Below are 14166 nucleotides of genomic sequence, written 5' to 3'. Positions count from 1 at the left end.
AGGCAGCGCAATTTGAATCCATGGGCCGGTGCGGACTCAAGCGCCGACCATCCCCTGATGCCGCAACAGGGCATCCAAGTTGGGTTCACGGCCCCGAAAAGCCTTGAACGACTCCAGGGCAGGACGGCTACCACCGACTTCAAGAATGGCTTTGCGGTACAGGCGTCCAGTTTCAACGCTCGGTGTGCCATCGGCGGCTGCGGTTTCTTCAAAGGCGGCATAGGCATCGGCGCTCAGCACTTCAGCCCATTTGTAACTGTAATAACCGGCCGCATAACCGCCGGCAAAGATGTGGCTGAAGGTATGGGCCATGCGGTTGAACGACGGTGGGCGCATGACGGCCACTTCGTCGCGAACTTTTTGCAGCAAGGGCATGAAGTCTTGTGCTGGGTCGTGCTCGGAGTGCACCAGCATGTCAAACAGTGAGAACTCGATCTGGCGAAGGGTTTGCAATCCGCTTTGGAAGTTCTTGGCGGCCAGTATCTTGTCAAACAGTACGCGCGGCAAAGGCTTGCCAGTCTGCTCGTGCGCTGTCATGTGGCTGATCACAGACCATTCCCAGCAGAAATTTTCCATGAATTGACTGGGCAACTCGACCGCATCCCATTCAACGCCGCTGATGCCCGAGACATCTCGTTCGTTGACTTGCGTGAGCATGTGGTGCAAGCCGTGGCCAAACTCGTGAAACAGGGTGATCACGTCGTCATGGGTGAGCAGTGCAGGCCGGCCGTTGACGCCTTCAGCGAAATTGCAAACCAGATGGGCCACGGGTGTTTGCAACAAACCCGTATCAGGGCGCTCCCAACGACCGCGCACATCGTCCATCCAGGCGCCGCCGCGTTTACCCGAGCGGGCAGGGGGGTCCAAGTAGAACTGACCCACCAAATGGCCTTGCCGTTCAATCCGGTAAAAGCCTACGGCAGGGTGCCAGACAGGTGCCTGATCGGGTCGGATGTTGACTTCAAACAGGGTTTCGATGATTTTGAACAGACCTGCCAACACCTTGGGTGCGGTGAAGTATTGTTTGACTTCTTGCTCACTGAAGCTGTAACGGGCTTCTTTGAGTTTTTCTGACAGATAGGGCACATCCCAAGCGTTCAGGGGGCCATGGATACCCAACTCTTTGGCCGCAAAATCGCGCAGATCAGCGAGGTCTTTTTCGGCAAATGGCCGGGCCTTGACGGCCAAATCGCGCAAAAAACCGATGACTTTCTCGGGCGATTCGGCCATTTTGGGCACCACCGATGCCTGGGCGTAATTGTCAAAACCCAGCAAACGTGCTTCCTCCTGGCGCAAGGCCAGAATTTCCTGCATCAAAGGGGTGTTGTCGAAATGCTTGGCATCTTCAGGTGCCTGATCGGAGGCGCGGGTCACATGCGCTTTGTAGAGTTGTTCGCGCAGTGCGGCATTGTCTGCAAACTGCATGACGGGCAGGTAGACCGGCATTTTGAGTGACAGTCGATGGCCTTCTTGGCCTTCTTTAAGGGCAGCGTCACGGGTGGCTTGCAGCACGTCGGCGGGCAGGCCTTTGAGCGCATCTTCCGTCACGGTCAAGGTGAAGCTGTCGGTGGCGTCCAATGTGTTTTCGCTGAACTTCTGGGTAATTTCTGCCAGACGTTCCTGAATGGCCGCATAACGCTCTTTGGCCAGACCTTGCAGTTCGGCACCGCCCAAAACGAAGGCACGCAAGGCGTTTTTGTGGGCCTGCTGCTGTTCGGGGTTGAGGCCGGCCACGTCAATGGCTTTGTATTTGTCATACAAGCGCTCATCGCTGCCCAGACGCGTCCAGAATTCGGTCACACGGGGCAGTGCGGCGTTGTAGGCAACGCGTAATTCGGGCGTATCGGCCACGCTGTTGAGGTGGCTTACAGCGCCCCATGCCATGCCCAGACGCTCGTTGCTCACATCCAGAGTTTGGGAGATGGCTTTCCAGTCGGCCGGGAATTCTTGCGCCGTGACTATTTCAAGTGATGTTTCGGCGGCGGCCAAAAGGGCGTCCAGAGCCGGTGCTACATGCTCGGGGGCAATTTGGTCAAAAAGGGGCAAGTCGGTTGAGTCAAGCAAGGGGTTGGTCATGAGGGTTTCCAGATGTGGGACCGGCGAACAAAGATGTTCATCAATTGGAGGCACGTTCCGCCGCTTCAAGGGTATTGACCAACAGCATTGTGATGGTCATGGGGCCAACGCCGCCAGGAACGGGGGTGATGTGACTGGCGACTTGTTTCACGCCTTCAAAGTCCACGTCCCCGCAGAGCTTTCCTTCTTCGTTGCGGTTCATGCCCACGTCCAGCACCACGGCGCCGGGTTTGACCATGTCGGCGGTCAGCACATTGCGCTTTCCTACGGCAGCTACTATCACATCGGCCTGCAATGTGATCGCCTTGAGGTCTTGGGTATGTGAATGGCAAACGGTGACGGTGGCATCTTTTTGCAGCAGCATCAGCGCCATGGGCTTGCCCACAATGTTGCTGCGGCCGATGACCACGGCGTGTTTGCCCTTCAGGTTGTAGCCAATGCTTTCGAGCATCTTCATGCAGCCATAAGGCGTGCAAGGCCAAAAGCCTGGCATGCCCGTCATCAGCGCACCCGCGCTGGCGATGTGGAAGCCGTCGACATCTTTGGCCGGGCTGATGGCTTCGATCACTTTTTGCGCATCGATGTGCGCAGGCAGTGGCAGTTGCACCAGAATGCCGTGGATGGCAGGGTCGTGGTTCAGGGCTTCGACACGGGCCAGCAAGTCGGCTTCGGTCATGCTGACTTCGTATTTCTCCAGTACGGAGTAAAGACCACTGTCTTCACAGGCCTTGACCTTGTTGCGCACGTAAACCTGGCTGGCCGGGTTGTCCCCCACCAACACCACGGCCAGACCGGGTGTGACGCCTTTGGTTATCAGCGCTTGGGCGCGTGTGGCCACTTCAGAGCGAAGATGTTTGGACAGGGCGATGCCGTCGATGATTTGGGCAGTCATTGTGAAGCGTATGAATAAGTCAATGAAAAATGCAAAACGCCCGACAGTTGCGGGCGTTTCAAAGGGGAAGCGTGTGCTCAGGCCTTGGCTGCGTTTTGCCCCAAGGCAATTTTGAGAAGGTCTGCCACGGTGTTGGCGTTCAGCTTTTCCATGATGTTGGCGCGGTGTGCTTCTACCGTCTTGATGCTGATCCCCAGATCGTCAGCGATCTGTTTGTTCAGGCGTCCAGCAACGATTCGTTCCAGAACCTGGGCTTCACGGCCTGTGAGTTTGGACAACAGGGCATCGCGGCTTGCCGCTTGTTGGTAGTCAGCAAAGGCGTCCCGAGCTTCATCCAGCATGCGCTCGACCAAAACCAGCAATTCTTCTTCCTTGAAGGGCTTCTGAATGAAGTCCATGGCGCCTTTTTTCATGGTGTTCACAGCCATTGGCACGTCGCCATGGCCGGTGATGAACACGATAGGCAAGGGTGATTTGCGCTCAATCAGGCGGTCTTGCAACTCCAAACCGGTCATGCCTCCCATGCGGATGTCTGCGATCAGACAGGCTACTTCACGGGGGTCGTAGCGGCTGATGAAAGATTCAGCGCTGTCGAAACAACGCACCCGGTAGTCTTTGCCTTCGAGCAGCCACTGCAAGGAGTCGCGCACCGCTTCGTCGTCGTCCACAACGTAAACAGTACCTTTTTTGGGAATCAAGCTCATTCATTTACCCCGTGGGTGGTTATGTGATCGGATCGGCATTGACCGGAATCCAAAAGGAAAACCGGCAACCCATCACTCCGCTGGAATTGTAGAGGTTCTCGGCAGCGATCCTGCCCTGGTGGGATTCGACGATGCTTCGGCACAAATTCAGTCCGATCCCCATGCCTTCAACTTTGGTTGAGAAAAAGGCCTCGTAAACCCTTTCAATGTCTTCCGGCGGCAGGCCTTGTCCCGAATCCGTGACCGAAAATTCCACCACCGACTGGTTATCGATTTGTTTGGGGACAATGCGCAACTCGACTTCACGTTGCCCATTGGGCCGATGGGAGTTGTCGATGGATTCCGCAGCATTTTTCATCAAATTGATCAGTACTTGCTCAATCAGGATGGGGTCTACCAACAGTTGAGGCAGGCGGGCAGCCACATGGTGAGTCAGGCGGACATGGCGCCTGCGCATCTCTATTTCTGCCAGTTCCAGCGATTCGCTCACCATGGCCGACACATCGGAAAGTGTTCGATTGGGTTCGCTGCGTTTCACAAAACTGCGAATCCGCAAGATGATCTGTCCAGCCCGTTGGGCCTGGCGAGCGGTTTTGTCCAAAGCTGAAAGCAGGTCTTGTTCGCTGACTTGTTGGGACTTGATGCGCGAGATCATGCCGCTGCAGTAATTGCTGATCGCAGTCAGCGGTTGGTTCAACTCATGGGCCACGCTGGAGGCCATTTCACCCATGGTGATCAGGCGACTGGCGGTTTGGGCTCGTTCTGCTTGCTGGGCGGCCAACTCTTCGGCCTTGCGGCGCGGCGTGATGTCGCTGGCAATCACCATCTGCGCCAATCGACCGTCCGCCCAGTTGATGTAACGCGAACGCACCTCCAGCCACTTACCGAGTTCCGGAATAAAAATTTCCGAGTTTTCAGATCCCGCCACGGTCAGACTTTCAGTGGGCAAACCCACCATTTCGTCCACATCGTCAGATCGCTCAGTCGAATCGGTCGCCCCTGCTTGCTGCAACAAGCGCAAATGCCCTTTAGTGCTTTGATCAAACCAGAGTCGGTAAAGTTTGTTGGCAAACAGAAGCTCCTCGCTGCCTAACGGAGCCACTGAGACCGATGCATCCAACGCTTCAAGAACAATGGTGAAGCGTTCGTGCGAGCTGGCCAGTTGATCACGGATCCTGTTGGGTTCGGTGATATCGGTCATGGAGGTCATCCAACCCGTTTGCTTGCCACTGGCGTCAATCAGGGGAGAAACGTACATACGGGCATCGAACAACTGTCCGTTATGGCGTTTCACGCGGACCTGAAACCCCCCTGTTGAATGCTGGCCGCTGATTTCTTCTTCAAGGCGCTTCATCAGCAACTCCCTGTCCTGGTCAGGCCAGTAGGGGAAGGGGGCCACGGCGCCGACCAGATCGGACTCGCTCCAGCCGGTCATTTGGCAAAAAGCAGGATTCACATAAGTGATGCGACCCCTCAGATCTAGGGCGCGCATGCCCGTGACCATGGAGTTTTCCATGGCACGTCGGAAATTTGTTTCGGCCACCAGCGCTTTTTGGGCTTGTATGCGACGCCGTGTATGTCGCCAATTACCGATCAGCATCCAGGCCGTCATGGCACTCAAAACACTGACCAGCCAGAACAACCCACTTCCCACCAAGCCCTGTGAAGTACGCCAGGCCTGGGCGCGCAAAATCAAATCGTTGCCAACGGGAGAAACGGGTACTTCGTAATCATTGTTGGGTTTTTTGCTGCCGGGCAAAAGGCTCCACATTGCAATTCTTTCAGGGATGGTCTGCCCGGCCAACAAATGGCCCTTGCTGTTTTGTAAAGCAACGGCATATTTCGCCAACACCTCTGTGGGTATGCCGTAGCGAAGCAGTCCTTCCATGGTGTATTGCGCCAGGATCACCCCACTGAATACGCCCTGGTCGTTGCTCAGTGGTGTGTGCAGTTGCAACACCGTCATTTGAATATCTTTGTCCTCTTCTGCATCGACTTGGCCATAGATGGGTTGCATCAGATCCCGAGCCAAACTGAAGTGACTTTCTGTTTCGCTCACTTTGAGCACATTGCCTGCGCGCAGGTTCTGACTTGGCGAAATGCTGGATGCACTTTGGTTGGCGATGATGCGTCTGCGGTCATCGATCCAAGTCAGTGATAAAAATTCCGGGTGCTGCTGAACCAATGCTTCCGCACGGGACAAAAACTGTTCGCTGCGAATTTCCCTGTTCGATACATCCCTTGCCAGCCGCATGACCTGCTCTTGACGCTCCAGCAGCCTTAACCGCAGGCGTTGTTGGGCGTATTCAACATCGCGTTTGATGGCCTCTTGCTCACGTTCTACTTCTTCAACCCGCAAGTACCAAAAGGCACTGGCAATGGCGGCAAGAAACAACACAACAGCGACAACCGGGGCCAGATTTGCAAAACGGTCTTGTTTGTTCGGTGATTGGCGGTGCCACCAAGTTCGCCACCATGCCCAGGGTCCAACCTGTGTCACCACCAATGCTGCTTTGTTCAATTCCATGGCTTGAGTTTAGGGGACAAGCCCTTTCCTTGGCCATCAAGGCGTGAATGAAGTTCTTGATAGAACACGTTTTAAATTCCACAATGCGATATTGGTAAGCATGATTTGAAATAATCAAAAAAATATGTAAAAATTCGGGCATCATTGAAAAAACACCTACAGGAGACAAGCATGACAGCGGCAACACCTCAACAGCCGGCTCGGGATCTGGACACCCAAGAGACCCGTGAATGGATGGACGCCTTGTCCGCAGTGATCGAAAAAGAGGGCGGCGAACGCGCGCACTTTTTGATCGAACAATTGCTTGAACACGCCCGCGAAAACAGCATCGACATGCCGTTTTCAGCGACTACGGGCTATGTCAACACCATCGAACCCAACCAAGAGGCCCGTTGCCCTGGAAACATCGAAATTGAAGAACGCCTGCGTGCCTACATGCGCTGGAATGCCATGGCCATGGTCGTCAAGGCCAACCGCCACAACCCCGCAGATGGCGGCGACTTGGGTGGTCACATCGGCTCATTCGCTTCGCTGGCTCACATGTTTGGTGCCGGATTCAACCACTTCTGGCATGCCGAGAGCGCTGAGCCAGGAAAAGAACACGGCGGAGACTGCCTCTATATACAAGGCCATGTGTCACCCGGTGTGTATGCACGTGCCTACCTTGAAGGCCGCCTGACCGAAGAGCAGTTGCTCAACTTCCGTCAGGAAGTGGACAGCAAAGGCCTGTCGAGTTATCCGCACCCCAAATTGATGCCCGAGTTCTGGCAGTTCCCCACTGTGTCGATGGGCCTCGGCCCACTGATGGCCATTTACCAAGCGCGCTTTTTGAAATACCTGCACGCCCGTGGCATCGCCAACACTGAAAACCGAAAGGTGTGGGTATTTTGCGGCGATGGCGAGATGGACGAAGTCGAATCGTTGGGCGCCATCGGTCTGGCCGCACGCGAAAACCTGGACAACCTGATTTTTGTTGTCAATTGCAACCTGCAACGCCTGGATGGCCCGGTTCGTGGCAACGGCAAGATCGTGCAAGAACTCGAGGGCGAATTCCGGGGTTCAGGATGGAACGTCATCAAGCTTTTGTGGGGCAGCGAGTGGGATAGTCTGCTGGCCCGCGACAAAGACGGTGCGCTGCGCAAGCTGATGATGGAGACCCTGGACGGTGACTACCAAGCCTTCAAGGCCAATGATGGCGCCTACGTACGCAAGCATTTCTTTGGCCGTGACCCCCGTACCCTCGAGATGGTGGCGCACCTGTCGGACGACGACATCTGGAACCTCAAGCGCGGTGGTCACGACCCTCAAAAAGTTTATGCTGCCTACCACGAGGCGGTCAACACCAAAGGCCAACCCACAGTGCTGCTGATCAAGACTGTCAAGGGTTTTGGCATGGGCAAAGCAGGCGAAGGCAAGAACACCGTTCACCAGACCAAAAAGCTGACGGACGAAGACATCCGGTACATGCGCGATCGCTTCAACCTGCCGATCCCCGACAGCGAGTTGTCCAAAATTCCTTTTTACAAGCCTGCGGACGACACGCCCGAAATGCGTTATCTGCACGAGCGTCGCAAAGCGCTGGGTGGCTATCTGCCCAAGCGCCGCGTCAAGGCCGATGAGCAATTCACCGTGCCTTCGATCGATACCTTCAAGGCTGTGATGGAGCCCACCGCCGAAGGCCGTGAAATTTCCACGACCCAGGCCTATGTCCGCTTTTTGACCCAGCTGCTGCGCGACCAGGCTCTTGGCCCCCGCGTGGTGCCCATCCTGGTGGATGAAGCCCGAACCTTCGGCATGGAAGGCCTGTTCCGCCAGATCGGTATCTACAACCCTGCCGGCCAGCAGTACACCCCGGTCGACAAAGACCAGGTGATGTATTACAAGGAAGACAAAGCTGGCCAGATTCTGCAAGAAGGCATCAACGAAGCCGGTGGCATGTCCAGCTGGATCGCCGCGGCCACCAGCTACTCCACCAGCAACCGCATCATGGTGCCGTTCTACGTGTATTACTCCATGTTTGGCTTTCAGCGCATTGGCGACCTGGCTTGGGCGGCGGGTGACATGCAGGCGCGCGGCTTCTTGCTGGGCGGCACCTCCGGGCGTACCACGCTCAACGGTGAAGGCCTGCAGCACGAAGACGGCCACAGCCACATCATGGCCAACACCATCCCCAACTGCGTGTCTTATGACCCGACCTTCGCGCACGAAGTAGGCGTCATCCTGCACCACGGCTTGAAGCGCATGGTCGAAAAACAGGAAAATGTTTTTTATTACATCACCTTGCTCAACGAAAATTACGCGATGCCAGGCCTCACCCCAGGCACTGAAGAGCAGATCATCAAGGGCATGTATTTGTGCAAGCCAGGAGCGGCGGGTGACAAGCGTGTGCAATTGCTGGGTTCGGGCACGATCCTTCGTGAATCCATAGCCGCGCAAACCCTGCTGGCCACCGACTGGGGCATCCAGGCCGATGTGTGGAGTTGCCCAAGCTTCAACGAACTGACCCGTGAAGGTCAGGACGCCGAGCGCTTTAACCTGCTGCACCCACTGGAAAAACCTCGCGTCGCTTTTGTGGGTCAACAGCTGGCCAAGCACAGCGGTCCTGTGGTTGCATCGACCGACTACATGAAGGCCTATGCCGAGCAGATCCGGTCGTTCATTCCGAAAGGGCGCACCTACAAAGTGCTGGGCACCGATGGTTTTGGACGTTCAGACTTCCGCAGCAAACTGCGCGAGCACTTTGAGATCAACCGCCACTACATCGTGGTCGCGGCACTCAAGGCGCTGAGCGAAGACGGCGTGGTGCCTGCCACGCAAGTGGCCGAGGCCATCAAAAAGTACGGCATCAACACCGACAAGATCAACCCGCTGTACGCATAAAACCTGGAGACGACCATGGCATTGGTAGAAGTTCAAGTCCCGGACATTGGGGATTTCGATGAAGTGACCGTCATTGAGTTGATGGTCAAAGTGGGTGATGCCGTCAAGGCAGAGCAGTCGCTCATCACCGTCGAATCAGACAAAGCCTCGATGGAAATCCCGTCGAGCACAGCAGGTGTCGTCAAGGAAATGCGCGTGGCGCTGGGCGACAAAGTCAAACAAGGATCGGTGGTGCTGGTGGTGGAAGCCGCTGCTGCGGCTCAGGCTACGGCAACCCCTGCTGCTGCAGCTTCAGCTGCTGCCCCTGCGGCAACGCTACCCGCTGCTTCGGTAGCACCTTCGGCCGCACCTGCAGCCTCTGGCCCGGTCGAAGTGCACGTTCCTGACATTGGTGACTTCAAAGACGTGGTCGTCATCGAAGTCATGGTCAAGCCGGGCGACCCCATCAAGGTCGAGCAATCGCTGATCACTGTGGAGTCTGACAAGGCTTCGATGGAAATCCCGTCTTCGCACGCGGGCCTCCTGAAAGAGATCAAGGTCAAGGTTGGCGACAAGGTCAACATTGGCGACCTGCTGGCCATATTGGAAGGCACTGTCACTGCAGCTGTACAGGCTGTTGCCATTTCAGCCCCGACGACCGTGGCTTCTGCCCCCGCTGTAGCAGCTTCAGCCACGGCTTCTGTATCCGCAGTGGCACCTTCTGCACCTTCTGCACCCGCACACACACCTGGCGCTTCCACACAAGGACTTCCTCACGCATCCCCTTCGGTGCGCAAATTTGCCCGCGAACTGGGCGTTCCGCTCGAAGAAGTCAAAGGCTCGGGCATCAAAGGCCGCATCACCGACAGTGACGTGCAAGCCTTTACCAAGGCCGTCATGTCGGGTGCCAGCCAAACCAAGGCGCAGGCGGCCAAAGCGCCTGCCCAAGGTTCCGGCGGTGGCGGCTCCGAGTTGGGCCTCATCCCCTGGCCCAAGGTCGATTTCGCCAAGTTTGGGCCGATTGAGCGCAAGGAGATGGGTCGCATCAAAAAGATCAGCGGTGCCAACCTGTTGCGCAACGCCATCATGATTCCGGCGGTCACCAACTTTGATGACGCCGACATCACCGATCTGGAAGCCTTCCGCGTATCGACCAACAAAGAAAACGAGAAGAGTGGCATCAAGGTCACCATGCTGGCCTTCCTGATCAAGGCCTGCGTCGCCGCGCTCAAGAAATACCCCGAGTTCAACAGCTCATTGGATGGCGACGCGCTGGTCTACAAAAACTATTGGCACATCGGCTTTGCGGCCGACACACCCAATGGTTTGATGGTCCCGGTGATTCGCGATTGCGACAAAAAAGGCGTGCTGCAAATCAGTCAGGAAATGGGCGAATTGGCCAAAAAAGCACGTGACGGCAAGTTGGGTCCTGCTGAAATGTCGGGTGCAACCTTCACCATCTCCAGCCTGGGTGGCATTGGTGGCAAGTACTTCACGCCCATCATCAACGCGCCTGAAGTGGCCATCCTGGGTGTATGCAAGAGCACCATGGAGCCTGTCTGGGACGGTAAAGCTTTCCAGCCACGTCTGATGCTGCCCTTGTCTTTGACTTGGGACCACCGCGTCATCGACGGCGCTGCAGCGGCACGCTTCAATGCGTTGTTGGGTCAAATCCTCAGCGACTTCCGTCGCGTATTACTCTAAACCTTGGGGGTTGACCAGAGCGCAGCTTTGCTCGGCCCCCAACCGATTGAGAAGAACATGGCATTCTTAGATATTCAAGTTCCCGATATTGGTGACTTCGACGAAGTCACAGTGATCGAATTGATGGTCAAGCCCGGCGACACGGTCAAGGCAGAGCAATCGCTCATCACCGTGGAGTCCGACAAGGCCTCTATGGAAATCCCTTCCTCACACGCCGGCGTTGTGAAAGAACTCAAAGTCAAGCTGGGCGATAAGGTCAAACAAGGCTCGGTGGTGTTGGTGCTGGAAGCAGAGGGCGCTGCGGCCAACCCGGCGCCCGTCGCAGCCCCTGCGGCTGCTGCACCCAACACTGCTCCCGTTGTGGCAGCACCAGCCCCCGTGGCCTCCAGCTTCGGCGGCTCGGTCGACATCGATTGCGATCTGCTCGTATTGGGCGGTGGCCCCGGTGGCTACTCCGCCGCTTTTCGTGCAGCCGACTTGGGCCTGAAGGTTGTCATCGTCGAGCGCTACGCCACCTTGGGCGGCGTGTGCCTGAATGTGGGTTGCATCCCCTCCAAAGCCTTGCTGCACGTCGCAGCGGTGATGGACGAAGTGGCACACATGGCTGACCTCGGTGTGGACTTCGGCGCACCCGTGGTCAACATCGACAAACTGCGCGGCCACAAGGAAAAAGTCATCGGCAAACTCACAGGCGGCTTGGCTGCCATGGCCAAGATGCGCAAGGTCACGACCGTGCGCGGCTTGGGTCAATTCATTGGCGCCAACCACCTTGAAGTGTCGGAAACCAACGGCACGGCACAAGAACAAACCGGTAGCAAGAAAGTGATCGCGTTCAAGAACGCCATCATCGCCGCAGGTTCACAAGCCGTGCGTTTGCCTTTCATGCCCAACGACTCACGCGTGGTCGACAGTACAGGCGCGCTGGAACTCAAGGAAGTGCCCAAGCGCATGCTGATTTTGGGCGGCGGCATCATCGGCCTGGAAATGGGCACCGTTTACAGCACGCTGGGCGCCCGCCTGGATGTGGTGGAAATGATGGACGGCCTGATGCAAGGCGCTGACCGTGACCTGGTCAAAGTCTGGCAAAAGATGAATGCCAAGCGCTTTGACCACATCATACTCAAGACCAAGACGGTGGGCGCACGCGCCTTGCCCGAAGGCATTGAAGTGACTTTTGAAAGCGCCGAACCCGGCGGCACGGCCCCCGCACCGCAGGTCTACGACCTGGTGCTGCAAGCCGTGGGCCGCACGCCCAACGGCAAAAAGCTGGCCGCCGAAAAAGCCGGCGTCGCTGTGACCGACCGTGGCTTTATCAACGTCGACATCCAGATGCGCACCAACGTGCCTCACATTTTTGCCATTGGCGACATCGTGGGTCAGCCCATGCTGGCGCACAAGGCGGTGCACGAAGCGCACGTGGCAGCTGAAGTGATTGCAGGCGAACTGCAAGGCAACAAAGAACTGGCTGCCGCAGCATTTAACGCCCGCGTCATTCCGAGCGTGGCCTACACCGACCCCGAAGTGGCTTGGGTTGGCCTCACCGAAGACCAGGCCAAGGCGCAAGGCATCAAAGTCAAGAAGGGCTTGTTCCCTTGGACGGCTTCTGGCCGCGCCATTGCCAACGGCCGCGACGAAGGCGTCACCAAACTGCTGTTTGACGATTCACCGGAGGCGCATGGCCACGGCAAAATCTTGGGCGGCGGTATGGTCGGCACCCACGCGGGCGACATGATTGGCGAGATTGCACTCGCTATTGAAATGGGCGCAGACGCAGTCGACATTGGCAAGACGATTCACCCGCACCCCACGCTGGGCGAGAGCATCGGCATGGCGGCAGAAGTGGCGCATGGCAGTTGCACGGACTTGCCGCCTAGCAAGAAGTAAAAGCTTCACGCTGCAAACAAAGAAGCCGCCAACCTGAAAGGGTTGGCGGCTTCTTTTATTTAAGATCGCTTAAGTGGCCTTTGTCGGTTAGGGCAAAGTACAGCCCAACACGTCTCAAAAAAATCCAAATTTCTGCTGAGCTGGTTTTTTGGGGCCAAATTCATAATATGCTTGTGTGAACTTTTCTACACATATATTTTGACTTCTCTGATCCCCGCTTTGACTAGAAGAGCGGCTGGCGCGGCGGGGATGGAGGGGAATGATGATGAGTGATCAGCACAACACGGTAATGCTGCCGCGCATTGAGAGCCGTATCCAGGTGATTCGGGGCTTGCGCGCCATGCTGGATGTGGACCTGGCTACGCTGTATGGGGTGCCGACCAAGCGGCTCAATGAGCAGGTCAAACGCAATCGGGACCGCTTTCCCGCCGACTTCCTGTTTCAACTCACGCAGAATGAAAAAGCCGAGGTGGTCGCAAATTGCGACCACCTCCAAAACCTTAAGTTTTCCAAGACACTGCCGTTTGCGTTTACCGAGCACGGTGCGATTCAGGCCGCCAATGTGCTGGCGTCAAGCCAAGCGGTTGAGATGGGAATTTACGTCGTGCGGGCGTTTGTTCAATTGCGCCAGTCTCTCGCAGCCAATGCAGATATTGCACAGCGCCTGGCAGAGCTGGAGACGAAAACCGATTCTCTAGAAATGTCGCACGACACCATTAGCCGCAATACCCGGCTGCAATTGCGCCAATTGTTGGACGCGGTGCGAGAGCTGACTGCGCCGCCGGAGCCGCCCAAGCGGCCCATTGGGTTTCTAACGCATGAAGACAAGGCTGCACCCAAGGCCAGCAGATTGACTAAAGGAAGGAAGGCACCATGAGCGTCCAACCAAAGACATTAATACGCCCGCCAGCCATGCCAATGGCAAGCAACATGAGTCACGTGGTGCAGCTTGTGCTGCCGCTTACCCAATTTGTCGCGACACTGTCACGACAATTGAGATGGAACGTCTTTGTCAACTTATTGCCCCTCAAAAGGCTGGACAAACACGAGCGCCAGACGGGCGAGGAAGCGCCCATAGGCCTCATCTTCTGCGCCGAGTCCAGACGTGAACAAGTGGAGCTGCTGCAAACGCACAAAGACGGCATCACCGTGGCCGAATACTGGACCGAGCTGCCACTTCAGCCGAGATGGAGCAAAAGCTGCATGCAGCGTTGCTTGGAGCGCGCGAGCGGCTGGCGCGGCGCGGGTGTTTTATGTGGCAGCCACTCGAGCTACGTAGAGGTCGGTGATTGGGGTAGGTGGGGATGGGGATGGGGCATTCTGCAATGTTGCCGCCGATCTAATATTGACCACCTGTGCCGATTGAATTTTGACCAGGGGCTTGAGCCAGCTTTGACCTTGCCCCCGAAAAACGTACTGCTTAGCTGATGGTTAAAAATCAGTTCAAGGAGAACGAAATGAGTGAAACGAGGAAACGGGCCAAGTACACGCTGGAATTCAAGATGGAGGCGGTCAGGCTG

9 protein-coding genes are annotated in these 14166 nt (G+C 56.5%); 5 read left to right on the top strand and 4 right to left on the bottom strand.

Features of this window, described 5'->3' with window-relative positions:
* Positions 1-36: 36 nt before the first annotated feature.
* The 4 genes from B9Z45_RS14155 to B9Z45_RS14140 form a co-directional block, all read right to left on the bottom strand.
* Complete coding sequence (locus B9Z45_RS14155; protein ID WP_108407869.1) at positions 37-2076, bottom strand: M3 family metallopeptidase; 2040 nt, start codon at positions 2074-2076, stop codon at positions 37-39.
* Between the two features lie 40 nt (positions 2077-2116).
* Positions 2117-2968 carry a bifunctional methylenetetrahydrofolate dehydrogenase/methenyltetrahydrofolate cyclohydrolase FolD gene (gene folD / locus B9Z45_RS14150; protein WP_108407868.1) on the bottom strand — a complete coding sequence of 284 codons (852 nt, stop codon included), beginning with the start codon at positions 2966-2968 and terminating at the stop codon, positions 2117-2119.
* Between the two features lie 77 nt (positions 2969-3045).
* Complete coding sequence (locus B9Z45_RS14145) at positions 3046-3672, bottom strand: response regulator transcription factor (protein WP_108407867.1); 627 nt, start codon at positions 3670-3672, stop codon at positions 3046-3048.
* A gap of 19 nt (positions 3673-3691) precedes the next feature.
* Positions 3692-6199, bottom strand: a complete 2508-nt coding sequence (locus tag B9Z45_RS14140; protein WP_108407866.1) for a PAS domain S-box protein — start codon at positions 6197-6199, stop codon at positions 3692-3694.
* A 171-nt stretch (positions 6200-6370) separates the two neighbouring features.
* Here B9Z45_RS14140 and aceE point away from each other — a divergent pair, with 171 nt between their 5' ends.
* From aceE to B9Z45_RS14115, 5 genes are all read left to right on the top strand, one after another.
* Positions 6371-9079 (top strand): pyruvate dehydrogenase (acetyl-transferring), homodimeric type, encoded by a 2709-nt coding sequence (aceE, locus tag B9Z45_RS14135; RefSeq protein WP_108407865.1) that lies wholly within the window; start codon positions 6371-6373, stop codon positions 9077-9079.
* A gap of 15 nt (positions 9080-9094) precedes the next feature.
* Positions 9095-10762, top strand: coding sequence for a dihydrolipoyllysine-residue acetyltransferase (gene aceF / locus B9Z45_RS14130; RefSeq protein ID WP_108407864.1), 1668 nt, complete (start codon positions 9095-9097; stop codon positions 10760-10762).
* Positions 10763-10819: 57 nt separating this feature from the next.
* Positions 10820-12646: a dihydrolipoyl dehydrogenase gene (lpdA, locus tag B9Z45_RS14125; RefSeq protein WP_108407863.1), complete on the top strand. Its 1827-nt coding sequence runs from the start codon at positions 10820-10822 to the stop codon at positions 12644-12646.
* Between the two features lie 265 nt (positions 12647-12911).
* Positions 12912-13523: an ORF6N domain-containing protein gene (locus B9Z45_RS14120; RefSeq protein ID WP_108407897.1), complete on the top strand. Its 612-nt coding sequence runs from the start codon at positions 12912-12914 to the stop codon at positions 13521-13523.
* A gap of 53 nt (positions 13524-13576) precedes the next feature.
* The gene (locus B9Z45_RS14115) at positions 13577-14074 is read left to right on the top strand and encodes a PDDEXK nuclease domain-containing protein (protein WP_199221913.1); all 498 of its coding nucleotides are present in this window, start codon (positions 13577-13579) and stop codon (positions 14072-14074) included.
* Positions 14075-14166: the final 92 nt, after the last annotated feature.

This window comes from Limnohabitans sp. 2KL-17 (assembly GCF_003063415.1).
GTDB lineage: Bacteria > Pseudomonadota > Gammaproteobacteria > Burkholderiales > Burkholderiaceae_C > Limnohabitans_A.
The sequence above is the reverse complement of the archived record's forward strand: the minus strand, read 5'-3'. Positions and strand labels throughout refer to the sequence as shown.